21 protein-coding genes are annotated in these 24,076 nt (G+C 61.9%); 8 read left to right on the top strand and 13 right to left on the bottom strand.

Going from position 1 to position 24,076, the window contains the following annotated elements:
* Window positions 1-9: 9 nt before the first annotated feature.
* The 8 genes from lepB to rpoE all read right to left on the bottom strand — a co-directional run bounded on the left by lepB (window position 10) and on the right by rpoE (window position 7,006).
* A complete protein-coding gene (gene lepB, locus ACZ9XP_RS10255) occupies window positions 10-969 on the bottom strand; it encodes a signal peptidase I (RefSeq protein ID WP_147682247.1) in 960 nt (319 codons plus the stop codon).
* Complete coding sequence (gene lepA, locus ACZ9XP_RS10250; RefSeq protein WP_147682246.1) at window positions 969-2,762, bottom strand: translation elongation factor 4; 1,794 nt, start codon at window positions 2,760-2,762, stop codon at window positions 969-971. The genes lepB and lepA overlap by 1 nt, the downstream gene beginning before the upstream one ends.
* A gap of 64 nt (window positions 2,763-2,826) precedes the next feature.
* Window positions 2,827-3,081: a glutaredoxin family protein gene (locus tag ACZ9XP_RS10245; RefSeq protein WP_147682245.1), complete on the bottom strand. Its 255-nt coding sequence runs from the start codon at window positions 3,079-3,081 to the stop codon at window positions 2,827-2,829.
* Window positions 3,078-4,502 carry a DegQ family serine endoprotease gene (locus tag ACZ9XP_RS10240; protein WP_465188365.1) on the bottom strand — a complete coding sequence of 475 codons (1,425 nt, stop codon included), beginning with the start codon at window positions 4,500-4,502 and terminating at the stop codon, window positions 3,078-3,080. Before ACZ9XP_RS10240 ends, ACZ9XP_RS10245 begins: the two co-directional genes overlap by 4 nt.
* Window positions 4,484-4,957 (bottom strand): SoxR reducing system RseC family protein, encoded by a 474-nt coding sequence (locus ACZ9XP_RS10235; RefSeq protein ID WP_147682243.1) that lies wholly within the window; start codon window positions 4,955-4,957, stop codon window positions 4,484-4,486. The genes ACZ9XP_RS10240 and ACZ9XP_RS10235 overlap by 19 nt, the downstream gene beginning before the upstream one ends.
* Window positions 4,958-5,902, bottom strand: coding sequence for a MucB/RseB C-terminal domain-containing protein (locus ACZ9XP_RS10230; protein ID WP_465188364.1), 945 nt, complete (start codon window positions 5,900-5,902; stop codon window positions 4,958-4,960).
* Complete coding sequence (locus ACZ9XP_RS10225) at window positions 5,902-6,399, bottom strand: sigma-E factor negative regulatory protein (protein WP_438698997.1); 498 nt, start codon at window positions 6,397-6,399, stop codon at window positions 5,902-5,904. Before ACZ9XP_RS10225 ends, ACZ9XP_RS10230 begins: the two co-directional genes overlap by 1 nt.
* A 7-nt stretch (window positions 6,400-6,406) precedes the next feature.
* Complete coding sequence (rpoE, locus tag ACZ9XP_RS10220; protein ID WP_147682240.1) at window positions 6,407-7,006, bottom strand: RNA polymerase sigma factor RpoE; 600 nt, start codon at window positions 7,004-7,006, stop codon at window positions 6,407-6,409.
* Between the two features lie 299 nt (window positions 7,007-7,305).
* Between rpoE and prpB the strand changes: the two genes are divergently transcribed.
* From prpB to prpF, 5 genes are all read left to right on the top strand, one after another.
* Window positions 7,306-8,184, top strand: coding sequence for a methylisocitrate lyase (prpB, locus tag ACZ9XP_RS10215; RefSeq protein WP_147682239.1), 879 nt, complete (start codon window positions 7,306-7,308; stop codon window positions 8,182-8,184).
* 145 nt (window positions 8,185-8,329) lie between these two features.
* Window positions 8,330-9,475, top strand: a complete 1,146-nt coding sequence (gene prpC, locus ACZ9XP_RS10210; RefSeq protein ID WP_147682238.1) for a bifunctional 2-methylcitrate synthase/citrate synthase — start codon at window positions 8,330-8,332, stop codon at window positions 9,473-9,475.
* 317 nt (window positions 9,476-9,792) lie between these two features.
* A complete protein-coding gene (gene acnD / locus ACZ9XP_RS10205) occupies window positions 9,793-12,411 on the top strand; it encodes a Fe/S-dependent 2-methylisocitrate dehydratase AcnD (RefSeq protein ID WP_465188363.1) in 2,619 nt (872 codons plus the stop codon).
* 193 nt (window positions 12,412-12,604) lie between these two features.
* Window positions 12,605-12,958: a DUF559 domain-containing protein gene (locus tag ACZ9XP_RS10200; RefSeq protein ID WP_147682236.1), complete on the top strand. Its 354-nt coding sequence runs from the start codon at window positions 12,605-12,607 to the stop codon at window positions 12,956-12,958.
* Window positions 12,955-14,139 (top strand): 2-methylaconitate cis-trans isomerase PrpF, encoded by a 1,185-nt coding sequence (gene prpF, locus ACZ9XP_RS10195; protein ID WP_465188362.1) that lies wholly within the window; start codon window positions 12,955-12,957, stop codon window positions 14,137-14,139. Before ACZ9XP_RS10200 ends, prpF begins: the two co-directional genes overlap by 4 nt.
* 73 nt (window positions 14,140-14,212) lie before the next feature.
* Here prpF and hchA read toward each other — a convergent pair whose 3' ends face one another.
* Window positions 14,213-15,097 carry a glyoxalase III HchA gene (gene hchA / locus ACZ9XP_RS10190; RefSeq protein WP_147682234.1) on the bottom strand — a complete coding sequence of 295 codons (885 nt, stop codon included), beginning with the start codon at window positions 15,095-15,097 and terminating at the stop codon, window positions 14,213-14,215.
* A 238-nt stretch (window positions 15,098-15,335) separates the two neighbouring features.
* On the opposite strand from hchA, the gene ACZ9XP_RS10185 reads away from it, so the two are divergent.
* On the top strand, window positions 15,336-16,295 hold the full coding sequence (locus ACZ9XP_RS10185; protein ID WP_147682233.1) for a LysR substrate-binding domain-containing protein: 960 nt from the start codon (window positions 15,336-15,338) through the stop codon (window positions 16,293-16,295).
* Between the two features lie 172 nt (window positions 16,296-16,467).
* On the opposite strand, the gene aguB is transcribed toward ACZ9XP_RS10185, so the two are convergent.
* The 3 genes from aguB to ACZ9XP_RS10170 are packed head-to-tail and all read right to left on the bottom strand — an operon-like array spanning window position 16,468 to window position 19,552.
* Entirely contained in the window at window positions 16,468-17,334 is an 867-nt protein-coding gene (gene aguB, locus ACZ9XP_RS10180) for an N-carbamoylputrescine amidase (RefSeq protein ID WP_147682232.1), read from the bottom strand.
* A complete protein-coding gene (locus ACZ9XP_RS10175; protein ID WP_465188361.1) occupies window positions 17,327-18,448 on the bottom strand; it encodes an arginase family protein in 1,122 nt (373 codons plus the stop codon). The genes aguB and ACZ9XP_RS10175 overlap by 8 nt, the downstream gene beginning before the upstream one ends.
* 9 nt (window positions 18,449-18,457) lie before the next feature.
* Window positions 18,458-19,552 carry a polyamine ABC transporter substrate-binding protein gene (locus ACZ9XP_RS10170; protein WP_206211083.1) on the bottom strand — a complete coding sequence of 365 codons (1,095 nt, stop codon included), beginning with the start codon at window positions 19,550-19,552 and terminating at the stop codon, window positions 18,458-18,460.
* Window positions 19,553-19,672: 120 nt separating this feature from the next.
* Between ACZ9XP_RS10170 and ACZ9XP_RS10165 the strand changes: the two genes are divergently transcribed.
* Complete coding sequence (locus ACZ9XP_RS10165; RefSeq protein WP_170253460.1) at window positions 19,673-20,611, top strand: LysR family transcriptional regulator; 939 nt, start codon at window positions 19,673-19,675, stop codon at window positions 20,609-20,611.
* Between the two features lie 44 nt (window positions 20,612-20,655).
* On the opposite strand, the gene ACZ9XP_RS10160 is transcribed toward ACZ9XP_RS10165, so the two are convergent.
* Window positions 20,656-21,750: an ABC transporter substrate-binding protein gene (locus ACZ9XP_RS10160; RefSeq protein WP_147682229.1), complete on the bottom strand. Its 1,095-nt coding sequence runs from the start codon at window positions 21,748-21,750 to the stop codon at window positions 20,656-20,658.
* A 210-nt stretch (window positions 21,751-21,960) separates the two neighbouring features.
* Between ACZ9XP_RS10160 and ACZ9XP_RS10155 the strand changes: the two genes are divergently transcribed.
* On the top strand, window positions 21,961-23,949 hold the full coding sequence (locus tag ACZ9XP_RS10155) for a GGDEF domain-containing phosphodiesterase (RefSeq protein WP_147682228.1): 1,989 nt from the start codon (window positions 21,961-21,963) through the stop codon (window positions 23,947-23,949).
* Window positions 23,950-24,076: the final 127 nt, after the last annotated feature.

Here is a 24,076-nt window from a genome sequence, read left to right as displayed (position 1 = left end):
CTGCCTCGCTTAATGAATGCGGCTGCCGATACGGCTCAGGTCGCCAAAGTTCATCCACACCAGGAAGGCCTTGCCTACCAGCAGGCGGTCTTCTACAAACCCCCAGTAGCGGCTGTCTTCGCTGTTATCGCGGTTGTCGCCCATCATGAAATACTGGCCGGCGGGTACCTTGCAGGTAAAGCCGTTCTCGACATACTCGCAGTTCTCACGGCCGGCAAACTGGCGCACGCCTTGCGGCATGTAGGCCGGGGCCTCAGGCACCACCAGGGTACGGAAGGTTTTACCCTCGATACTTTCCTGATACTGCTGGGTTTGCACCATCATCAGGCCTTTTTCAAGGTACTGGTGCTCGCCCTGGCTGACATGTTCAACCGGCTTGCCGTTAATGGTGAGCTGCTTGTCACGGTAGCTCACCACGTCACCCGGCAAACCGATAACGCGCTTGATGAAGTTCACTTTTTCGTCTTCGGGGTAGTTGAACACTACCACGTCGCCGTGCTCTACCTTGCCCACTGGTACCAGTACGTTATTCAGTACCGGCACGCGCACACCGTAGCTGAATTTGTTCACCAGGATGAAGTCGCCCACGATCAGGCCGGGGCGCATGGAGCTGGACGGAATCTGGAATGGCTCGACCAGGAAGGAGCGCAACAGGAACACCACCGCGATGATGGGAAAGAACCCTCGCGGAAAGTCGATGTAGTGCGGCACCATGGCACCCGGCTCGCGACGGCGTGCCAGCATGAACTTGTCCAGTGCCCAGATACTGCCGGTCACCAGCACAATGATCAGCATCACGGCGGAAAAGGTCATGTAGCCGGACAGCAGGCCAAAGCAGCCACCCAGCACGGCCAGGTAGCCCCACTCGGTAGACGCTGACTTGCCGTCGGCACCCTTGCCGGAAAACAGGATCAGCATCACGCCAACAATGGCCAGCACGGACCAGATCCAGACCAGATTCGAACCCATTATTTATCCCCGACTTGCAGAATGGCCAGGAAGGCTTCTTGTGGAATCTCCACATTACCCACCTGTTTCATACGCTTCTTACCGGCCTTCTGTTTTTCCAGCAGCTTTTTCTTACGCGTGATGTCACCGCCGTAACACTTGGCCAGTACGTTTTTGCGCAGGGCCTTGACGGTTTCACGGGCGATGATGTGGCCACCGATGGCTGCCTGCACCGCTATATCGAACATCTGGCGCGGAATCAGCTCGCGCATCTTGGACACCAGCTCGCGGCCACGGTACACGCTGGAAGCGCGGTGCACGATGAGGCTCAGGGCATCCACTTTTTCGCTGTTTACCAGCACGTCCAGCTTGACCAGGTCGGCGCTCTGGAACTCTTTGAACTCGTAGTCCAGCGAGGCATAACCACGGCTGGTGGACTTGAGCTTGTCAAAGAAGTCCATCACCACTTCGTTCATTGGCAGATCGTACGTCAGCATGACCTGGCGGCCCATGTACTGCATATTGCGCTGTACGCCACGCTTGTTGTTGCACAGCGTCATCACCGAGCCCACGTAGTCTTGCGGCACCAGGATAGTGGCGGTAATGATGGGTTCGCGCAGCTCTTCGTACTTGCCGCCTTCCGGCATGCGCGACGGGTTGGACACCACCTCGACCACGCCGTCTTTCATCACCACTTCGTAGTTCACCGTTGGCGCGGTGGTGATGAGGTCCATGTCGAACTCGCGCTCCAGGCGCTCTTGCACGATTTCCAGGTGCAACAGGCCCAGGAAGCCGCAGCGGAAGCCAAAGCCCAGCGCCTGCGACACTTCCGGTTCGAATTTCAGCGAAGCATCGTTCAACTGCAGTTTTTCCAGCGCATCGCGCAAGGCTTCGTAGTCGTGGCTTTCCACCGGATACAGGCCGGCAAACACCTGCGACTGCACCTCTTTAAAGCCTGGCAGCGCTTCGCTGGCCGGTTTGGCAGCCAAGGTAATGGTGTCGCCCACCTTGGCCGATTTCAATTCCTTGATACCGGCAATCACAAAGCCCACTTCACCCGCATTCAGCTCGGTACGCTGTACCGATTTCGGCGTAAACACACCAACCTGTTCGCACAGGTGCTCGGCCTGCGTGGCCATGAACTTGATCTTGTCTTTGGGCTTGAGCTTGCCGTCGATCACGCGCACCAGCATGACCACGCCGACGTAGTTATCAAACCACGAGTCGATGATCAGGGCTTTCAGCGGGGCATCCGGGTCGCCCTCCGGCGCCGGAATCTTGCTGACCACGGTTTCCAGAATGTCTTCGATACCAATGCCGGACTTGGCCGAGGCGCGCACGGCGTCGATGGCTTCAATACCGATAATGTCTTCGATTTCCTGGCTCACACGCTCCGGGTCGGCTGCGGGCAGGTCGATCTTGTTCAGCACCGGCACCACTTCTACGCCCAGCTCGATGGCGGTGTAGCAGTTGGCCACGGTTTGCGCTTCTACGCCCTGGGAGGCATCCACTACCAGCAGCGCGCCTTCGCAGGCAGACAGCGAGCGCGATACTTCGTAGGAAAAATCCACGTGGCCCGGGGTGTCGATCAGGTTCAGGTTGTACACCTGGCCGTCACGCGCCTTGTATTGCAAGGCAGCAGTTTGCGCCTTGATGGTAATGCCGCGTTCTTTCTCGATATCCATCGAGTCGAGTACCTGCGCACTCATTTCACGCATTTCCAGACCGCCGCAATACTGGATAAAACGGTCTGCAAGGGTCGATTTGCCATGGTCAATATGGGCAATGATCGAAAAATTTCGGATATGTTTCATCGGAATCCAGCAAAAATTAAGGGCACCGAGATGTGCCCTTGCTAACTCAACACTGGCGCGGATTTTAGCCGATTTCGCCCGTGTGTGCAGCCAAACGTGCGGCCAACCTGGCCTCATCCAGGTGCCAATGGCAGATTTCGGTATCGCCATCGACAAGAACCGGTACCAGCTCGTTGTAGCGTTCTTCCAGCACCGGGTCGGCATCCACATCAATTACATCGATATCAAAGCCGTACTGTGCCTGCAGCGGCTGCAGCTGCGCCAGCATCTGGTGGCACAGGCTGCAATACTCGCGAAAATATAAGGTGAGTGTTTTCAACGGGTTTTCTTCTCGGGTTTCAGGGCAACAAACAGTGGCGCACCGTCACGCAGTACACGCAAGGCCAAGGCATCGCCAGCGGGTACCGCCTGGATAGCCTGCACCAGCTGGCGCGCATTTTGCAGCTCTTCGCCGCCCACGCCAACAATCACGTCGCCCTGCTGCAGACCGGCCTTCAATGCCGGGCCAGTGGCACTGCGCACCGCCAGGCCGAACTTCACACCCAGCTTTTGCAGCAATGCCGGTGCCACGGCCTGCAGTGCCAGACCGGTACTGGTGCCCACTTCGTCCTGGGCACCTTCCTGCTTGCCTTTGTAGGCACGCTCGGCGGTACGCGGGTCTTCGTCCTGCATTTCAGCAGTGATCACAGTGGCTTTGACCAGCGCACGGCCACGCCACACGCCCAGCTCTACCTTGCTACCGGGCTGTACGCTACCCAGCAGGCGCGGCAGGTCTTCACTGCTTTCCACCGCCTTGCCGCCCACCTGCAGTACCACGTCACCGGCACGCACACCGGCCTTGGCAGCCGGGCCGTCTTTTTCTACCAGGGTAATCAGCGCGCCTTGCGCACCTTGCAGACCAAAGGATGCGGCCAACTCTTTGGACACATCCTGAATGGAAACACCAATACGGCTACGGTTCACCTTGCCGTGTTTTTTGAGCTGCTCGGCCACATCCAGCGCCACATCTACCGGAATGGCAAAAGAAATGCCCATGAAACCGCCAGAACGGCTGTAGATTTGCGAGTTGATCCCGACCACCTCGCCCTTCAGGTTAAACAGCGGGCCACCCGAGTTACCCGGATTCACCGCGGCGTCGGTCTGGATGAACGGTACGTAGGATTCATCCGGCAGGTGGCGCCCCTTGGCCGACACGATGCCGGAGGTAACGGTATTGTCAAAACCGAACGGCGAGCCGATAGCCAGCACCCATTCGCCGACCTTCAGCTGGTCTACCTTACCTAGTTTCACAAAGGGCAGATCTGCGGCGTCGATCTTCAGCAAGGCCACGTCGGTGCGGGCATCAGAGCCCACGACTTTGGCTTTGTACTCACGCTTGTCGTTTAGCGTGACAATCATTTCGTCGGCGTCGGCAATTACGTGGGCATTGGTCAGCACGTAACCATCGGCAGACAGGATAAAGCCGGAGCCCATGCCGCCAGTACGGTATTCGCGCAGCTGCGGCGGGGCAAAGCGGCGGAAAAATTCGGCAAACGGGTCGTTTTCCATGCCTTCCGGCACGTTGCGTACTACTTCGCGCACGGTTTGCACGGTGCGGATATTAACCACGGCGCGGCCCTGGTTTTCCACCAGCTGGGTGAAATCCGGCAAGGCCAGTTGCGGGGCCGCCATCAGCGGCGCAGAGCCACCCAGCAGGCCGGCTACCATCATGGAAGAGACAATCAGCTTCTTGATCGGCATGTTTTGACAAACTCCATGGAAACAGTCTGAACATCGACAAGGCTGGCAATATGCGGCTGATAGCGGGCATCCCCCGCCAAACGCCGTGCATAAACATGCACACAGCCCAAAGTGAACAACAGGCAAACCAGCGCCAGCAACGCGGCGATGGCATCACCATAACGGCTACCCAGTACAGCACCGCCAATCAGCGCCAGTACCGGCAAGCCATACAGCAAGCCGGCGCTGCGCAGCATGCCGGATTCCGGCACCGCAATATTGACCTGCTGGCCAGGCGCTACGCCCAGTGGGTCCAGCACACGAAAGCGCGGCTCGCGCAGGGAGAACAAGCGCGCCATCTGCAAAGAGCGGCAACCATGTACCGGGTGGCACTGCCCGCAGGGGGCGTGCGGCCGTGGTGCTACCCAGGCAAAACCGGGTTCCACAGATAGCACGCGCGCTTCGGTTTCTATCATTTACTTGGCAGTCAGGCGGATATTTTTGAGCACGGACTGCAAGCCAGCCTCGGGCAAATCACCTACCACAGTCAGCAGCATGTCGCCGCTCTGACGTGATGCCACGCCGATACCGTTGGCCGCAGTGGCCGCCGTCTGATTTACCCCCTCGCCAGTGGCGGCTTCGACAAACAGCGACACTTTGGCAAAGCCATCGGAGAACACGTAGTGCTGCACGGCTTTTTCATGGCCTGGCAGGGGGCGATTCACAAAGCGCACCATGCGAAAGCCACTGGGCAAGCCTTTGATGTCGTGCACGGGCTGCATGCCTTGCTGCACGCCGCCTACCTTACCCAGCACCAGGCTTTGCTTGTAGCGCGGCTTGAGCTGGGTTTTGTCCTTGGGTGGCTGTAGCTGCAGCTCGGTAAAGGCAAACTGCTCGACCACCTCGCCCTTGCCCGTTGCCGTGACAACTTTCAGTGGCAGTGCACTTTGCGGGTCAATACAGAAACGCTGGGTATAACGCGATGCCGCATCCCTAGGCTTGAGCGTAAGCCACTGGCAGTCCTTCTGCGCCACGCGATCCATACCGCCGCGCACCAGCTGGTAACCCTGCGCCAGCTCTTCGGTGTGATCCGGCAGCAAGGCAGGAAACAGCTTGATGGCACTGAGCTTGGCCGCACTGAGCGCCTTGGCATCCGGCGCGTAACAGGTCAGCTCGTTGCCTACGCGCACGATCTCGCGCGGCATGCCATCCAGTGATTCGCGGCGCTCGCGCACCACGCCCGCGTCCACGGCACGCTGCAGGCGGAAGGTTTCCAGCTCGCTACCCAGCTGGTGCATATAAGTAGCGCTTAACGGCAGGTTGACTGCCGCCTCGGCGGCTTTGTCCAGCAAAGCCCAGTCGTCATCCGCCAGGGCGGCCAGGGGCAAGGCTGCTACAACACAGGCTGCTATTACGCGCATCAGTGCAGACCTTTCGCCGCAGGTTCCACCAGGCTGGCACGGGCCAGGCCATCGCTCAGACTGATATCCTGGTGTGCATCCAGGTAAGACTGGTTGGCCGCATTGACCGTATTGACCACCTGCACCTGGGCACCAGGCGTCGGCACGGCTTGCGCCATCAGTGCCGGGTCGCTGGCTTGCTGGCCCTGCCAGCTATACCAGCCCACTACCCCGGCCATGGCCACTGACGCAGCCAACGCAAGGCGCGCCACCGGACGGCTGCGTTTTTGCACCAGATTGCGCGGGGCCAGCACCGTAGGTTCGGCTTGCAGTGCCTGCGACACCTGCTCGCGCACGTCTACCTGCAACAAGGCATTGCCACGCAGTGCGTCGCCGATCAGGTGGTATTCCTGCCAGGCAGCTTTCAGCTGGTCATCGTTACCCAGCATGTGCATGGCCTGAGCGGCGTCCTTGTCGCTCAGCTCGCCATCCATCAGGGAAGAAAGGGTTTCTTTCATAATCTGCTCACCATCTTTTGTTCTTGGCTGTATCCAGCAAAGGACGCAACTCGGTCGCGATTGCTTCACGCGCACGGAAAATCCGTGAGCGCACCGTGCCTATCGGGCAATTCATTGCGCTGGCAATTTCCTCATAGCTCAGCCCTTCCATTTCGCGCAGGCTGATGGCCGTGCGCAGCTCCTCAGGCAAACGCTCTACCGCCGCATTCACGGCAGAGAGTATCTGCTGATTCATCATCTCGGCTTCCGGGGTGTGGTGGTCCGGTATCTGGCTTGCCATATCCAGACTCTCACCATCCTCATCCTCGAACTCCGCGCTAACCACTGGCCGGCGGCCAGCAGAGGTCAGGAAATTCTTGGCCGTATTGATGCCAATACGGTAAAGCCATGTGTAAAAAGCACTCTCGCCACGAAACGAAGGCAGCGCACGATAAGCTTTGACAAAAGCCTCTTGCGTCACGTCTTCGATATCGGCCGAGTCACGAATGAAGCGCGACAACAGGCGCGACAATCGCCGCTGATACTTCGACACCAGCAAGTCGAAAGCGCGCTTTTCACCACGCTGCGCCCTCTCCACCAGCTGCTGGTCGAGCTCACGATCACTCATCGTTATCAAATTCTCCCTGATTCGCCCTGCTTGGTTTTGTTTAGTGCCGGCTCGCGCCGATGCAAGGCAATGCTATGACCGGCCCTCGTCAAAATAAGTTCACCTGCCCGTAAACAGGCACACGCAAGCAGCAGGCTGTATAGCAGATGCGCCCTGACGGCTGTGTTTCAAGATGTGGCAGGCAAAGGTGCCACACTGTCGCGCCCGGACAAACAACCAGATAGAAAACGCTTACAAAAAAACCAAGCACTTGCTAGAATGCCACGCAAGTACCCCAGAACACAGGCAGGAGACGCCAGATGACGACACCCGGTCAACGCTTCCGCGATGCGGTAGCCCAAGAAAAACCCCTGCAAGTAGTCGGCGCGGTTAACGCCTATGCCGCACGCCTGGCCGAACATAGCGGCTTCAAGGCACTGTACCTGTCCGGCGGCGGCGTAGCCGCCTGCTCCTGCGGCATTCCTGACCTGGGCATTACCACACTGGAAGACGTGCTGATCGACGTGCGCCGCATTACCGACGCCACCGAGCTGCCGCTACTGGTAGACATCGACACCGGCTGGGGCGGCGCGTTCAACATTGCCCGAGCCGTGCGCCACCTGGAAAAAGCCGGCGCTGCCGCCGTGCACATCGAAGACCAGGTACAACAAAAGCGCTGCGGCCACCGCCCGAACAAAGCCATTGTCAGCCAGGAAGAAATGGTCGACCGCATCAAGGCCGCCACTGACGCCCGCAAAAACGGCATGGTGATCATGGCCCGCACCGACGCATTGGCCGTAGAAGGTCTGGACGCCGCCATCGAGCGCGCCGTGGCCTGCGTAGAAGCCGGCGCCGACATGATCTTCCCGGAAGCCATTACCGACCTGGCCATGTACAAACAGTTTGCCGAGGCGGTGAAGGTGCCGATTCTGGCCAACATCACCGAGTTTGGCGCCACCCCGCTCTACACCACCGAAGAACTGGGCGCCAATGGCGTAGGTCTGGTGCTGTACCCGCTGTCGGCCTTCCGCGCCATGAGCCAGGCTGCACTAAACGTGTACGGCGCCATCCGCCGCGACGGCAGCCAGAAAAACGTGGTGGACACCATGCAGACCCGCATGGATCTGTACGAGCACCTGGGCTACCACAGCTACGAACAAAAGCTGGACGCACTGTTTGCCGAAGGCAAAAACAAATAAATCACGTTTTGCAGGGTTGGCCGCACGCCACACATAACACAGAGAGCCTGGTCAGCCCTGCCCCCCCTATTCACGTTCGCGGCCGCGCCGCAATGACACAGCAGGCCTCCCGCCCGCGGGTACGGCAGCACAAAGGAGAAGTGGCATGAGTGAAGTAGTGATTGGCAAACCGAAAAAATCCGTCGCCCTGTCCGGCGTCGCCGCTGGCAATACTGCCCTGTGTACCGTTGGCCGCAGCGGCAACGACCTGCACTACCGTGGCTACGACATTCTGGACCTGGCCGCCCAGGCCGAATTCGAAGAAGTCGCCTACCTGCTGGTGCATGGCAAGCTGCCCAATCGTGCCGAACTGGCCGGCTACAAGAAAAAGCTCAAGAGCCTGCGTGGCCTGCCTGCCTCGGTAAAAGCCGTGCTGGAAGCCCTGCCGGCCAACGCCCACCCGATGGACGTGATGCGCAGCGGCGTATCGGCCCTGGGTTGCGCCCTGCCAGAAAAAGACGACCACAACATCGCCGGTGCGCGTGACATTGCCGACCGTCTGATGGCCAGCCTGGGCTCGATGCTGCTGTACTGGTACCACTTCAGCCACAATGGCAAGCGTATCGAGGTAGAAACCGACGACGACAGCATCGGCGGCCACTTCCTGCACCTGCTGCATGGTGAAAAGCCGTCCGAGCAATGGGTACGCGCCATGCACACCTCGCTCAACCTGTACGCCGAGCACGAATTCAACGCCTCCACCTTTACCGCTCGCGTCATCGCCGGCACCGGCTCCGACATGCACAGCGCCATTACCGGCGCCATCGGCGCACTGCGCGGCCCGAAACACGGCGGCGCCAACGAAGTGGCATTCGAAGTACAAAAGCGCTACGAAAGCCCGGACGAAGCCGAGGCCGACATTCGCGCCCGCGTGGAGCGTAAAGAAGTAGTGATCGGTTTTGGCCACCCGGTGTACACCATCAGTGACCCGCGCAACAAAGTCATCAAGGAAGTGGCGCACGAACTGTCCAAAACCGCCGGCGACACCAAGATGTTCGACATTGCCGAGCGCCTGGAATCGGTGATGTGGGACATCAAGAAAATGTTCCCCAACCTGGACTGGTTTTCGGCCGTGAGCTACCACATGATGGGCGTGCCTACCGCCATGTTCACGCCGCTGTTCGTCATCGCCCGCACCAGCGGCTGGAGCGCCCACGTGATCGAGCAGCGCATCGACGGCAAGATCATCCGCCCGTCGGCCAACTACACCGGCCCGGAAGACCAGGCCTTCGTACCGCTGGCCCAGCGCTAACGACTGCCAGCCACGGAAACTACGGGAAACTTGGCCACGAAAACCACCAAACAACACGAAAAAGACCTGAATATCCGGAGGTCGGCATCTCCATGCTCGGCCATCTGGATACTTGGGCATGACGCTTCTATGTTTTTGCGTGGGGTTCGTGGCCAGAAGTAGCACGCACACCACCAAACGGATAAGCACTCAACGTTAGTTTTTGTTTTCGTGCTTTTCGTGGTTATCGTGGCAAAAAAGCTTTTGAATTTTCGTGGTTGCGGTGAATGCTGCAGCCACGAAACACACCCTCCAAAACATTGCCGGTAAAAACCGCCATGAATAGCCAATACCGCAAACCGCTGCCCGGCAGCCCGGCCGACTACTTCGACACCCGTGCTGCCGTAGACGCCATCGCCCCCGGCGCCTACGCCACCCTGCCCTATGTTTCCCGCGTACTGGCCGAACAGCTGGTGCGCCGCTGCGAACCCGCGCAGCTGACCGATGCGCTAACCCAATTGATCGAACGCCGCCAGGACCTGGACTTCCCCTGGTACCCGGCGCGCGTGGTGTGCCACGACATCCTGGGCCAAACTGCCCTGGTGGACCTGGCCGGCCTGCGCGACGCTATTGCCGACCAGGGCGGCGACCCGTCCCAGGTGAACCCGGTGGTGCCCACCCAGCTCATCGTGGATCACTCGCTGGCGGTAGAGTGCGGCGGGTTTGACCCGCAGGCCTTCGAGAAAAACCGCGCCATCGAAGAGCGCCGTAACGAAGACCGCTTCCACTTTATTAACTGGACGCGCACTGCGTTCAAGAACGTAGACGTGATCCCGGCCGGCAACGGCATCATGCACCAGATCAACCTGGAAAAAATGTCGCCGGTGATCCAGCTGCGCGACGGCGTGGCCTTCCCCGACACCTGTGTCGGCACCGACAGCCACACCCCGCACGTGGACGCGCTGGGCGTGATCGCCATCGGCGTCGGCGGCCTGGAAGCCGAAACCGTGATGCTGGGCCACCCATCCATGATGCGCCTGCCCGATATCGTGGGCGTAGAGCTGACCGGCCAGCGCCAACCCGGCATTACCGCCACCGACATCGTGCTGGCGCTGACCGAGTTCCTGCGCAAAGAGCGCGTCGTGGGTGCCTGGGTAGAGTTCTTTGGCGCAGGCGCCAACAGCCTGTCCATCGGCGACCGTGCCACCATCGCCAATATGTGCCCGGAATACGGCGCCACCGCCGCCATGTTCTACATCGACGAGCAGACCATTACCTACCTGAAGCTCACCGGCCGCGAGCCGGAACAGGTAGCGCTGGTCGAAAACTACGCCCGCCACACCGGGCTGTGGGCCGATGACCTGAAAACCGCGCAATACCCGCGCGTGCTGCGCTTTGACCTGTCCGGCGTGGTGCGCAATATGGCCGGTCCGTCCAACCCGCACAAACGCCTGCCTACGTCGGCGCTGGCCGAGCGCGGCATTGCCGACGCCGCCAAGCTGGCCGCAGCCCGCGACGAAGAAGCCCGCGGCCAACTGCCGGACGGCGCGGTGATCATTGCCGCCATCACCAGCTGCACCAACACCAGCAACCCGCGCAACGTGGTGGCCGCCGGCTTGCTGGCCAAGAAAGCCAACGCGCTGGGCCTGGCCCGCAAGCCGTGGGTGAAAACCTCGTTTGCGCCGGGTTCCAAGGTAGCCAAGCTGTACCTGGAAGACGCCGGCCTGCTGCCGGAGCTGGAACAACTGGGCTTCGGCATCGTCGCCTACGCCTGCACCACCTGTAACGGCATGTCCGGCGCGCTGGACCCGGCCATCCAGCAAGAAATCATCGACCGCGACCTGTACGCCACCGCCGTGCTGTCCGGCAACCGCAACTTCGACGGCCGCATCCACCCCTACGCCAAGCAAGCCTTCCTGGCGTCGCCGCCGCTGGTAGTGGCCTACGCGCTGGCCGGCACCGTGCGCTTCGACATCGAGCAGGACGTGCTGGCCGTGGTAGACGGCCGCGAGATCCGCCTGCAAGACCTGTGGCCGTCGGACGAGGAGATCGACGCTATCGTCGCGGCCAGCGTGAAGCCCGAGCAGTTCAAACAGGTGTACATCCCGATGTTCGACCTGGGCGAAGCACAGCAAGCCGACAGCCCGCTGTACCAGTGGCGCCCGATGTCCACCTACATCCGCCGCCCGCCGTACTGGGACACCGAAGGCATGGGTGCGCTGGCGGCCAACCCGCGCACGCTGAAAGGCATGCGCCCGCTGGCGGTACTGCCGGACAACATCACCACCGACCACCTGTCGCCGTCCAACGCCATTCTGGCCAGCTCTGCTGCCGGCGAATACCTGGCCAAGATGGGCCTACCAGAAGAGGACTTCAACAGCTACGCCACCCACCGCGGCGACCACCTCACCGCCATGCGCGCCACCTTTGCCAACCCGCAGCTGGTGAACGAAATGGCTGTGGTAGACGGTGCAGTGAAAAAGGGCTCGCTGGCCCGCGTCGAGCCGGAAGGCAAAGTGATGCGCATGTGGGAAGCCATCGAAACCTATATGGCACGCAAACAACCGCTGATCATCGTGGCCGGTGCCGACTACGGCCAGGGTAGCTCGCGCGACTGGGCCGCCAAAGGCGTGCGCCTGGCGGGGGTGGAAGTGATCGTGGCCGAAGGCTTCGAGCGCATCCACCGCACCAACCTGATCGGCATGGGCGTGTTGCCGGTGGAGTTCAAACCCGGTACCACGCGGCTGACGCTGGGCCTGGACGGCACCGAAACCTACGACATCCAGGGCGAGCTGGCACCACGCTGCGACTTGACGCTGGTGGTACAGCGCCGTGACGGCAGCAGCGTGGAGGTGGCGGTAACCTGCCGCCTCGATACCGCCGCCGAAGTGAGCGTCTACCAGGCCGGCGGCGTGCTGCAGCGCTTTGCTCAGGACTTCCTGGCGGGCGCAGCCTAACGCACCCTCACCCCCGGCCCCTCTCCCGCCCGCGGGTGAGGGGTGACTGGGCGCAAGGTTGGCCGCAATCGCCATGCACAGCATTGGCTAAGACCAAAACCGCACCTATACCACCAAAGCCTCTCGCCCCAGCGGGGAGAGGGGTTAGGGTGAGGGGCAAACAGCACAAGGTAACAAACGAAGGGAGCAGCGCATGGCGGCCAATCAGCACGCGCGGCAGCTACGCCAGCGCATGACCAACGCCGAGCAGCTGCTGTGGCACCACCTGCGCAACCGCCGGCTGGATGGCCACAAATTTCGCCGGAAACACCCGATCGGGCCTTACATCGTAGACTTCGTCCACCTGCAAGCCCGGCTGGTTATCGAAGCAGACGGCGGGCAGCACCTGGGCAACGCGCACGACCAGCAACGCGATGCCTGGCTGCAGGCACAGGGCTACCGTGTGCTGCGCTTCTGGAACAACAACATACTGCAGCAACCCGATACCGCACTGGCCGCCATCTGGCAGGCGCTGCCAGACCAGACCAGAAAGGACGCATCCGCATGAGTCACCCGGCACAAATCCGTATTCCCGCCACCTATATCCGTGGCGGCACCAGCAAGGGCGTATTCTTCCGCCTGCAAGACCTGCCCGCCGCCTGCCAGCAACCCGGCGCAGCACGCGATGCGCTGTTCATGCGCGTCATCGGCAGCCCCGACCCGTACAGCGCCCATATCGACGGCATGGGCGGGGCCACCTCCAGCACCAGTAAGTGCGTGATCCTGAGCAAAAGCACTGTGCCTGACCACGACGTGGACTACCTGTACGGCCAGGTGTCGATAGACAAGCCGTTTGTGGACTGGAGCGGCAACTGCGGCAACCTGTCCACCGCCGCCGGCGCCTTTGCCATCCACGCTGGCCTGGTGGCCCCCGAGCGCGTGCCGCAAGACGGCGTTTGCACCGTGCGCATCTGGCAGGCCAACATCCGCAAAACCATTATTGCCCACGTACCGGTAAGCCACGGCCAAGTGCAGGAAACCGGCGATTTCGAGCTGGACGGCGTGACCTTCCCGGCCGCCGAAATCGTGCTGGAGTTCCTCGAGCCGTCGGACGATGGCGACGACGGCGCGATGTTCCCCACCGGCAACCTGGTAGATGCGCTGGACGTGCCCGGCATCGGCACCCTGCCCGCTACGCTGATCAGCGCCGGCATCCCCACCGTGTTCGTCAACGCGGCAGATATCGGCTATAGCGGCACCGAGCTGCGCGAGCATATCAACAGCGACGCCGCCGCGCTGCAGCGCTTCGAAGCCATTCGCGTGGCCGGCGCGCTACGCATGGGGCTGATCAAGACACCGGAAGAAGCCGCCAACCGCCAGCACACGCCCAAGATTGCCTTTGTGGCACCGCCGCAGGACTACACCGCATCCAGCGGCAAAACCATTGCCGCCGGCGATGTGGACCTGCTGGTGCGGGCGCTGTCGATGGGCAAGCTGCACCACGCGATGATGGGCACCTGCGCGGTAGCCATCGGCACCGCCGCGGCCATCCCCGGCACGCTAGTGAACCAAGCGGCCGGTGGCGGCGCGCGCGAGGCGGTGCGCTTTGGCCACCCGTCCGGCACGCTGCGCGTGGGCGCCGAAGCGGTGCAGGACAACGGCCAGTGGAAAGTGACCAAGGCCATCATGAGCCGAAGCGCGCGCATCCTGATGGAAGGCTGGGTACGGGTACCGGGCGATACGTTCTGATTCCGCCCACCTGAAAAACCATGCGGCCAACCTTGCGTGACAAGGTTGGCCGCATCGTTCAAGGCAACAGGGTTCAGGCTTTTGCCACCTCGGCCAGCAATGCCTGCGCCGCCAGTTTGCCCAAGTTATTGGCCGCCAGCGGGCTGTCGCCGGTAATCAGCTTGCGGTCCTGGTAACACTGGCCGCTGATGCCTTCGTTCAGCACTTCCACGCCCAACTCGGCCAAGCGCGCAGCCAACGGCCAGCGCAACTGGCCAGGCATGTAGCCGATATCCACGTTGGCGCCTTGGTCCAGCGCGTCGGGGAACACGCAGATCTTGTAGCCCTTGTAGAGATAATTGTCGGCGCTTTCGCCCAGCGCCGGTGCCAGCATACAGGCAGGGCCATGGCACAACGTGATCACGTACTTGTCTTTGGCCATCGCCCACTGCAGCAGTGCTTTCACTTCCAGGCTGTCCGGAATGCCCACCAGCGAGCCGTGACCGCCCGGCACAAACACCGCGATATACGGCGAATCGGCGTGCAGGTTTTCTGCCATCACATCAGACAGCTTGCGCGGCTGCTTGAACTGGGCGCGGTACTTCTGGTACGTGGCTTTCACTGTCTCGTCTTCTGCCGGCATGGCCCACATTTCAAACTTCACCGGGTTGCCAGACAGGGTGGCTACCTCGATATCGAAACCGGCACTGTCCAGGTGATACATCGGCAACAGCGTTTCCACCGGGTGGTTGCCGGTGGAAAACATGGTGCCGTTCTGCATCAACACATAGCGCTCATCGGTGGCCACCATCAGCACTTTCCACTTTTTGCCGGTGTAGGGCTGCGGATAGACGGTACCGTCAAAGTCGGTTTTGGGGGCGGTGTACAGGCTTAGCGAGTACGGCGAGGGGAAAAAGGCATTTTCCTCAGCACGATCGGGGGTGGGTGCTTTGCTCAGTTCGTTGACTGTGGTTGTCATGTCAGGCCCTTTGTGTTGGATTGATCTGCACCTTGCCGCCCATTCAGGCAAGCAGCGGTCGGCCAGCAGCACGACGCGGTTGCCCGGCGGCATAAATAAGCTACACCGCACACTGCTTGCAATAATAGTTAAAAATTGCAATGTAGCGTTTCACCGGTGCAACAGGTGTCGGCACTGACAGGCAGGGGCCGGATGCGGTAGCGTAAAGCCTTGATTCGACTCCCACCGTACCCACACCATGCTGGACCTGAATGCGCTGTTCTACTTTGTACAAGTCGTTGACCACGGCGGCTATAACGCTGCCAGCCGCGCTACCGGGGTACCCACTTCGCGCCTCAGCCGCAGCATCCGCCAGCTGGAAACCCACCTGTCCGCCCGCCTGATCAACCGCAGCCCGCGCCACTTTGCACTGACCGAGGCCGGGCAGGCGTTCTACACCCACTGCCAGCAAGTCATGCTCGCCAGCGATGCTGCGCAGGCAGCCATAGCGCAGCAGCACATCGAGCCGCAAGGTACGATACGGCTCAGCTGCCCCACTGCCCTGCTCAATTTTGTGGTGGGCGGCATGATCTCGCGCTACATGGCGCGTTACCCGCTGGTCAAGGTGCAGATAGAAAGCACCAACCGCGAGGTCGATGTGGTACGCGAGGGGCTGGACATCGCGCTAGTGGCCAAAACCCCGCCCATAGAAGACAGTAATCTGGTGATGAAGCGGCTATCGCGCAGCCCGCAGGCGCTGGTGGCCAGCCCGGCACTGCTGGCACGTTACGGTCACCCGGGCAGCGTAGACGATCTGGCGGGTTTGCCCAGCCTGCACTGGGGGCCACAAGCACGCCACTACCAGTGGCAACTGCAAGGGCCAGGGGGACAAAGTGCCAGCATCAGCCATCAGCCGCGGCTGGTCACCGACGACGTCATCACCATCCGCCGCTGCGCACTGGAACACGGTGGCATGGCGCAGCTGCCTTTGCTGGTGTGCTTCAAGGACCTGCAGCAAGGCTTGCTGCTGCCGGCGCTGGACGGCTGGCAGCCACCGGAGGCAGTGGTGTTTGCGCTCTTCCCCTCCCGCCAGGGCATGCCACTTTCGGTACGCAGCCTGCTGGACTTCCTCACTGACAGCTTTGGCGACTTGGATTTTTCCAACCTGCAGGCAGGCTACGCAGCAAGGGGCGACGAAGACGCCTGCTTCATGCGCTAAGGTTGGCCGCAAGCCGCTTCAGGGCCACCTTGGCCGAGCTGCCGGAGCTAGCGCGGCAAACCACAGTGCCCGCACCCTTGCGGCCAGGCCTGTCGGACGGCACAAGTACCAAAACACAGCCCGCCAGGCCGGATAGCCGGCAAGGCGGGCTGTATCCACAGACAGGGCTGGCTTATACCGCGTACTGCAGCAAGGTACCGTAGTGCTCTACGCGGCGGTCGCGAAATACACCCCAGGCGCGGCGCTTAGCCGCCAGCGCGTCCAGGTCGAAAGTGGCGGTGAGGATGGTGCCATCCTCGCTGCCGGCCTCGGCACGCAGCTCGCCGTCTTCTGCGGCAATGAACGAGCCGCCGTAGAAAGTGATGTGCGTGCCGGCCTCGCCGTGCTCGGTGCCAACACGGTTACTGGCCAGTAGCGGCATCACGTTGGCCGCAGCGTGGCCGCGCTGGGTGTTTTGCCAGTGGCGCAGCGACTGGATGCCCGGGTCGTGCGGCTCGCTGCCGATGGCGGTGGGAAACAGCAGCAGCTCGGCGCCCATCAGTGCCATGCTGCGCGCGGTTTCGGGGAACCACTGGTCCCAGCAGATGCCCACGCCCAGCCGGCCGTAGCGGGTGTCCCACACCTTGAAACCCATATCGCCGGGCGCAAAGTAGAACTTCTCGCTGTAACCGGGGCCGTCCGGAATGTGCATCTTGCGGTAGTGGCCCAGCACGCTGCCGTCGGCGTCGATCATGGCCAGGCTATTGAACTGGGTATTGCCCGCCTGCTCGAAAAAGCTCACCGGCAGTACCACCTGCAGCTCGCGCGCCAGCGCGGCAAAGCGCCCCAGCCACGGGTGGCCGTCGAACGGCGCCGCCAGCGCGTTGTGGTGATGGCGCTGATCGATGCAGAAATACGGCGTTTCGAACAGCTCTTGCAGCAGGATCACCTGCGCCCCTTGCGCCGCCGCAGCGCGCACCAGGGCTTCGGCGCGATCCAGGTTGGCCGCACGGTCCCAGCTACAGGCCATCTGTGTAGTAGCCACGGTCACGTTACGCATCTTGTTCTCCTTGCAGTGCCCAGTACTGGCGCTGGGGGTCGCGGGCACGCGCCACGGCGGCGGCTTCGCCGCTGGTCAGCGGCCGGTCCGGCACCCAGTGCGGGTCGTCGAAATCCACCTGCTGGCCGCTTAGCCCTTCGATGACACCGAGCGTGGCAATCGGCAGGTACGGCAGGCTGTAGCCGCCTTCCTGCAGCATCACGATGCGGCCTTGGCACAGCTCACCCGCCGCAGCGGTGAGGCTGGCCGCCAGCGCACGGTAGCCGGGGCGGGTAAGGCGCATGCGGCCCAGCGGGTCGTAGGCATTGGCGTCCTGCCCGGCCGACACCAGAATCAGCTCGGGGCGGAAGCGCTGCAGCACCGGCAGCAACACCTGCTCGAATGCCAGCGCGTAGGCGGCGTAGCCACTGCCGGCCGGCAGCGGGATGTTCAGCGTGTAGCCGGCAGCGTCGCCCTGCCCTTGGTCCGTCTCGCTGCCGCCTTCCAGCGGGTAGTTGCCTTCCTCGTGCAGCGAGCAGAACAGCACATGCGCGTCGGCCTCGAACACATGCTGGGTGCCGTTGCCGTGGTGCACGTCCCAGTCGATGATGGCGATGCGCTGCAAGCCGTAACGGGCCTGGGCGTGGCGCGCCGCCACCGCCACGTTGTTGTAGTAGCAGTAGCCCATGGCGTAGTCGGGCCCGGCATGGTGGCCGGAGGGGCGGATCAGCGCGTAGGCGCGGCCAACCTTGCCTTGCAGTACCGCGTCTACCGCGGCGCAGGCCGCACCGGCGGCGGCGCGGGCGATGCGCTCGGTAGCCGGGCCGCCACGCGCATCGGGGCCTAGCTCGACACCATCGCCATCCGCAGCGGCACAGTTGGCCGCCAGCTGCGCCAGGTAGGCCGGGGTGTGCACCCGTAGCAGCGCAGCGTCGTCGGCCGGCAGGTAGGCCAGCGGCTGCAGCCGTGCTGTCATGCCGGTGGCGTCCAGCAGCGCCTTGGTATAGGCCAGGCGCTCGGGGCAGTCGAACTCGGCGCCGGCATCGGCGCTACCAGCGCTACCGTGGTAAGTCTGGCGCCCTGCGTTATGTTGCAGAAACAGCTCGTCGTACAGAAAACCGGTGGGGGTGGTCATGGTGTGCTCCTAGCGGCCGGTCTTGAACTTCTGCCACAGCCGGGTCTGGATGCGCTGTACCGCAGGCTCCAGCGGGCGCTGTACCCAGAAGGATTTCATGCGGGTGGCGTCGGGGTAGATCATCGGGTCGCTGGTCAGGTCTTTGCTCATCAGCTTGGTGGCCTGGGCATTGGGGCTGGGGTACATCACCGCATTGCTGATGTTGGCGATGACGTCCGGGCGCAGCAGGTAGTTGATGAACAGGTGGGCGTTATCGACGTTCTTGGCGTCTTTGGGGATCACCATGCTGTCAAACCACATGGGGGCGCCCTGCTGCGGAATGGTGTAGGCGATGTTCTGGCCGTTCTTGTTCTGCTTGGCGCGCAGCTTGGCCACCAGTACCGCGCCGGAGTAACCAGTGCTGACGCACACTTCGCCATTAGCCAGGTCGTTCATCACCGGGGTGGCGATCAGGCGCTTCACGTAGGGGCGGGCTTTGGCCAGCACGGCGTAGGCGGCCTCGTAGTCTTTGGCGCTGGTGCTGTTGGGGTCCAGCCCCAGGTAGCGCATGGCCATGGGCAGCATCACGCTGCCGGCATCGTTATAGGCCACATTGCAAGCTTGCAGCTTGGCCAGCACCTCGGGCTTGAACAACAAGTCGTAGCTATTGGCCGGCAGCTGGCCGCCCAGGGCTTTCTTCACTTTGTCCACGTTGTAGCCAATGGCCGTGGTGCCCCACATATACGGCACACTGTACTGCATGCCCGGATCGACACTGTCTACCTTGGGCACAAAGGCCGGGTCCAGGTTCTTCAGGTTGGTCAGCTTGCGCTTGTCCAGCTTCTGGTACACCCCGCTCTGGATCTGGCGCGTCAGAAATTCGTTGGACGGAAACACCAGGTCGTAGCCACTGCCACCAGCCAGCAACTTGGTCTGGAGCACTTCGTTGCTGTCGTACACATCCAGCCGCACTTTGATGCCGGTTTCTTTTTCGAATCCGGCAACAGTATCGGGGGCGAAGTATTCACCCCAGTTGTAGATGTTCAAGGTACCGGCTGCCTGGGCCAACGGTGGCACACAAGCAGCCGCAATACAGATGGCAAGGGCTTTCACGGTGATTTTCATTGCACTCTCCCTGGTGTGATACGCACAAATGCGTGTGTCGGTGAAAACATCATGAGCGCAAGTGCGCGGCAGGATAAAGTACGTGGCAGGCAGTTCTTTTTTTCCCGGATGGAAAAACTGATGGATACATTTCAGGCGATACAAGCCTTTATCGCGGTGGCAGAAACCGGCAGCCTGTCACGCGCCGCACTAAAACTGGGCAAAAGCCCATCGGCCATGACCAAAGCGTTGAACGCGCTGGAGGCATCGTTAGGTACGCGGCTGCTGACGCGCAGCACGCGCCAGGTGGCACTGACCGAAGCGGGCCGCATTTATCTGGAAACCGCCAGCGAAGCCATGCAGCAGCTGGGGCGTGTCGGCCAGCGCCTGCGCGAGCTGGATGGCGAGCCACGCGGGGTGCTGCGCATCACCGCACCGCTATCGTTTGGCCGCGCCGTGCTGTCGGGCTTTTGCCCCGCGTTCATGCAGCGCTACCCCGAGGTGGAGCTGGATATCAGCCTGGCAGACCGCTACGTAGACCTGGTGGCCGAGAACTACGACCTGGCGCTGCGCCTGGGCCACCACGACCTGCCAGGCCAGATTGCCAAGATCATCGGCGATAACCGCGTGATGGTGTGCGCCTCGCCGGCCTACCTGGCCAGCGCGCCACCCCTGCACAGCCCGGCCGACCTGATGCAGCACCGCTGCCTGGTGTACCGCCACCCGCTATTGAACCCCGCATGGTTTTTTGCCCGCGATGGCCACAGCCTGCGGGTGGAACCGCAGGGGCGTATCCGTTCGGACAATTTCGATTTGCTGCTGGACGCGGCCTGCGCCGGGCAGGGTATCTTGCCCTGCCCGCGCTGGAGCGCACTGCACCACATCAGGGCAGGGAAACTGCTGCAGGTGTTTGCCGACTACCACTGCACGGGCGAGAGCTTTGGCCGCGACCACGTGTACGCGGTGTACCCGGCCGCACGGCGCAACGCGCTAAAGGTGAGGCTGTTTGTGGAAGAGATACAACAATGGATGGCGTGTCATTTTAGCGACAGCCCTAGCCCGGCCACACCAAGCGCCTAGCGGCGGCTGCCGGTGCCCGGGCTGGCCGCCTGGCGCAGGCACACCTAAGGCAATAAGGCTTGGAAGCTGAAACGGTAACGGCGGATAGACGGATTCTTCACCTTGCTGTAGCTGGCAAAATCCACCCGGCTGAAATCGGCATCGCTATAAGCTTTCAGATAGCGCTGGGCCAAGGCAGCATCGAAGCGGACAAACAGCGGCCGCTGCAGCTCCAGCCCCTCGCTGGCAAAATCCTTGCCGTGCTCGTAGTCGTACAGCATCACCAGCGCCCAGGCACCGGTCACAAAATGGCCGCCGGCCAGCGCGGTCAGGCTGCCATCGCTCAGGTTTTGCAGCGCCTCTGGCGAGGTATTGATGCCGCTGAAAAACGCGTCCCGGCCGGGCTCGCCGCCACGCGCGCGCCACTGGGCCATCGCTCCCATGGCCATCTGGTCGCTACCGGCCCACACCATGCGGGCTTGCGGGTGCCGGCGGTACAGCCAGCTGGCCTGCTGCGCCGCGCGCTGGCGGTCCCATGCTGCCATCACTTCCTGCACCACCACCACATCGCCCGCGTCGCGCACGGCCTCGTACAAACCCTGCAAGCGAAAAACCGACGTAGGCGTGCTGCGGTCGCCACCAATCACCAGCATGGGCATCTTGCCGCCGATGCGTGGCACCCGCGCCTGGCGTGCCTGGGCAATCAGGGCCTGGCCGGTAAGGTAGCCGGCATCTTGCGCACGCGGTTCCAGCGAGCCCAGCCACAGGGGGTACTTTTGCCGTGGTTTGCCCAGCTCGGCACCGGCCACACCGCCCCCGCCGCCACTGTAGGCCAGAAACGTCTTGATACCGGCGGCACTCAGCATCTGCACCATTTCCGCCGCGGTACCGAATTCATTACTCAGCATCACATAATCCGGCCGCTGCCCCGCAGGCAGGCTGGCCAGCGTACGCGTGTGCTCCAGCGCCAGCTTGGCGTTGCGCGCGGCGTACTCTATGCGCAGTGAAATACCCAGATCCTCTGCCGCTGCCTGCATGCTGCGGCTCGCCGTAAACCAATAGGTTTCGTTGGCATGCCCAGGGTTGATAAACACCACCGACATGGCCCAGGCGGGGCGCACAAGACACAGGCAGCACAGAAGCAATACAGCGCGCAACATGGGGCCATTCCTACAAATCGATAAATAACATTGTAGGTACTAACATAAAAATCCCATGGTTAATATCGAATTGCAGCGATCGCTGCAGCAGCAAGCCACCCTAATGCACGATGCATGAATTTCTGTGTCTATAAAACACACACATGCCCGATGGCATGAGAAAATTCCACCCAAGCCCATACTGCTCTGCCTACCAAGGCCCAGCCCGCCATGCCCAATACACCCGAACAACACACGCCCAAACCGTGGCCGTTTTTTTCCAGCCTGCTGGGGCAAGGCAGCAAGGAAATCCTGGGCCAGCAAGAGCGCAGGGATAACGTCCTGACCATCGCGCCCATAGGGTTTGTGGTGGCCATCATTTTTGCTCTGTTCAACACCCTGCTGGCACCATTCCCGGTGCTCGGGATCATCGAGGCCTGCGGTGCTTTTCTGCTCTTGCTGCCCGCCATCCGCCTGGCACGGCGCGGCCAACATTTGCGCTGGGCAGAAAACCTGCTGATGCTGTGCGGCTTTCTGGTGTTTGGCGCGCTGGTCGTGATCGGTGGCGTGGGCGGCACCGGGCTGTTCTGGGCGTACAGCTTTCCCTTCATGGCGTTTTTCATCAAAGGCCAGCGCAAGGGCTGGCTATGGAGCAGCCTGTTTTTGCTGGAGGTCGGCGTGCTGCTGCTGGCGCTACGTGGTACCCCACTGGCCTACCCCTACGACCCGGTGCAGATACCGCACTACCTGTCGTCGCTGCTGTTTGTATCGGTGATTGCTGCCTGCTTCAACCTGCTGCGCAGCCGTTTTCAGGAAAAGCTGCACGAAGGCGTACTGGCCAATACCGCCACCGCCCAGCACTACCTTGACCAGCTGCAGTTTCTGGCACTGCACGACCCGGTTACCAAGCTGCCCAACCGCACCCGCATCCTGCCGGTACTGCAAGAAGAAATCGCCCAGACCCAGGCCCGCCAGGGGGGCTTGCTGGTGATCGCCATGCGGCTGTCCCGCCTGCCCGAAATCAGCAACATCATCGGCAACGATGCCACCAACGAGCTGATGCAAGCCATTACCGCCACCTTGCAGCAGCTGCTGGGCGACGGCGGCAAGCTGGGGCGCATCGCCCGGGAGGAAATGCTGCTGATTTTCCCCATGCGCAAACCGCAATTCGACCTGGACAACACCACGCGCATGGTGGGCAGTTACAACCTGGATTTTGAAATACGCGGCTTCCCGGTGCACATCGACTACACCGCCGGCATTGCCACCTACCCGCACCACGGCAGCAGCGCCGAGGTACTGCTGCACAAAGCCGAGCAGTCCATGCTGCAAGCCCTGCAACATGGCTTGCCGGCCACCATGTACGACGCCAGCCAGGACGAAGCGTTTGTACGCTACCACTACCGTTTTGGCCGCCTGCGTGACGCCATGGCGCAAAACCAGCTGACGCAGCACTTTCAGCCACTGATCAATATCCGCACCGGCAAACTGGTGGCAGCCGAAGCGCTGGCACGCTGGTTCGACCCGGAAGAAGGCTTTATCTCGCCGCTGGAATTCATCCCCATTGCCGAAAGCTCTGGCCTGATCAAGCCGCTGACCCGCTGGACCATCCGCGAAGCACTGCACCAGTGCGCCTTATGGCAGGCAGACTTCCCCGGCGTGGCAGTATCGGTCAACCTGTCGGTACGCAGCCTGTTCGACCCCGAGCTGCTACCCATGCTGCGCCAGCTGCTGCAGGAAACCGGCATCAACCCGGCACTGGTGCGGCTGGAGGTCACCGAAAGCCTGATGCTGGCGGCGCCGGAAAAAGGCCTGGCCATCCTGCGCGACATCGTGGCGCTGGGCATACGGCTCGCCATAGACGACTACGGTACCGGCTTTTCCTCGCTGGGCTACCTCAAGCTGCTGCCGGTGCAAGAACTGAAAATCGACCAGCGCTTTATCCGCCACCTGGTAGAAGACCGCGGCGATATGGCCATTGTGGAATCCACCATCGACCTGGCGCACCACCTGGGCCTGAGCGTGGTGGCAGAAGGCATAGAAGACCAGGAAACCATGCAACAGCTGTGGCTGCTAGGCTGCGATATCGGCCAAGGCTACTACTACAGCAAACCCATGCCGATAGACGACTACCTGAGCTGGTGCGACCACTACCAGCGCCGCCAGGCCGCCGACCCGCAGCTGCTGGACAGCGAGCCGGACAACACCCCGCTGCTGTAAGCCGGCTGCTGCGCTGTTGTCGGTGGGCTAGTACGGATAAAGCGCGTTTGAATCTGCGTAAATAGCGGGGCACTAGGCCCCGTTACTTTTTGGTCAAAGCAGATGTGGGGTGGCGGGAAAGAGGCAT

This window comes from Vogesella perlucida, assembly GCF_979366545.1.
This window is presented reverse-complemented; position numbering and strand designations above follow the sequence as displayed.